2 protein-coding genes are annotated in these 1,685 nt (G+C 58.2%); both read right to left on the bottom strand.

Features of this window, described 5'->3' with window-relative positions:
- A partial coding sequence (hpnK, locus tag AC2VNK_RS02100) for a hopanoid biosynthesis-associated protein HpnK (protein ID WP_486882633.1) occupies positions 1-894 on the bottom strand: 894 nt, incomplete at its 3' end.
- On the bottom strand, positions 854-1,685 hold an 832-nt coding region (locus AC2VNK_RS02095), incomplete at its 5' end, for a radical SAM protein (RefSeq protein WP_486882632.1). The genes AC2VNK_RS02095 and hpnK, both read right to left, overlap by 41 nt.

The following is a 1,685-nucleotide window of genomic DNA, read 5'->3' as shown; positions in this document are numbered from 1 at the left end:
AGTACCCTTCGCGATGTCTTGATCGCGCAAATAATTTTTTACGCGGGGGCTCATCAGTGCCGCCCACTCGGCGTGCTGTTCATACTCCGGCATGAGGGCGTGCAATGTTGCGGTTTGCGCCGTTGCCGGATGAAAATAGATTTCCGTAACCCCCGTCGCCGGCAGACAACCGAGCATCCGGAGCAGTCGCGCCTCGTCCATATGGCCGGTGGCATCCAAACCGTAGAGCAGATCATTGTGCATGATCCGGCGACAGTCCAGTTGGCGGCGCATGCGGGCCAGCCAGGGGCGCAGAAAGACAGACCAAAGTGCCGGCACCCAACCTTTGGCACCGCCACAACGCGCCGCCTCCAGAGGTTCCCAGGGCAAACGCACCGCCCGCAAACCAAACTCCTCCCCGATATCCAGCATCAGCGTGAGTACCGTGGGGTGCAAATGCAGGTGTTTGTGGGCATTGGCATGGTCCAGTTCTAAACCGGTCGCCGCAAAAGCCGCAAACTGGGCACGGATCTCGGCCGCCAGTTGTTTTCTAACCTGGGGCAAAAAGAAATAGCGCACCCCGCGTAGCCAGAGATCGGCGGCAAAACGCCCCTGCTTATCGACCAAATCAGGTACCTGCTCTGCGGGGAGCAGGGGTGTGCCGTCTACCAGCGTGAGATGCAGGCCTACACCCAGGCGTGGCAGTTCTCTGGCGCGAGTGACAGCATCCTCAGCCGCCGGTGCAGCCACCATGAGACTGGCGGTAGTCAGCACACCATAACGATGCGCTGACTCCACCGCCTCATTCACCGCCATATCCAAGCCAAAGTCGTCGGCGTTGAAGATGACCCGCCGACCGCCGACCTGCCCCACCTCAGCCGTGGCGCTGTCGGAGGAAGCGGACGAATTCGACACCCTCGCGCAGACGACGTTTCATCATTTGCGTGCTCTTGAGCATCTCACCCGTGATTTCGGCAATCTTGCCGGCACGGAAGTAGAAGCGCTTATACATCACCTCTACGGAGTCGAAGATTTCCGTGTGGTTGAGATGCGGGTAACTCATGGGGCTGATCTGCACGCCACGGTCGTTGACCAGATGGGCTTCGTCTTCGTCCGTCAGCCAGCCTTCCTGCTTCGCCTGGTTGTACAGGAAAGTACCCGGATAGGGTGCCGCCAGCGATACTTGAATGGTATGCGGATTGATTTCCTTAGCGAAGTCGATGGTCTTTTGAATGGTCTCCTTGGTCTCGCCTGGCAGGCCAAGGATGAAGGTGCCGTGAATCACGATCCCCAGCTTATGGCAGTCGGCGGTAAATTTACGCGCCGCCTCGATCTTGAGGCCCTTCTTAATGTTGTTGAGGATCTGTTGGTCGCCAGACTCATAGCCTACCAGCAACAGGCGCAGGCCATTCTCACGCAGTACCTTGAGGGTCTCATAAGGCACATTAGCCTTGGCATTGCAGGACCAAGTCACACCGAGCCTGCCGAGACCGCGGGCGATTTCTTCGGCACGGGGACGATCATCCGTAAAAGTGTCATCATCAAAGAAGATTTCCTTCACCTGCGGAAAGTTCTTCTGGATATAGCGCACCTCGTCAATGACGCTGGCGGCGCTGCGGGTGCGATAGCGATGCCCGCCGACAGTCTGCGGCCAAAGGCAGAAGGTGCACTGCGAACGGCAACCACGCCCGGTGTAAAAAGAAATA

Source organism: Acidithiobacillus sp. TH-A35, from assembly GCF_057473505.1.
The sequence above is the reverse complement of the archived record's forward strand: the minus strand, read 5'-3'. Positions and strand labels throughout refer to the sequence as shown.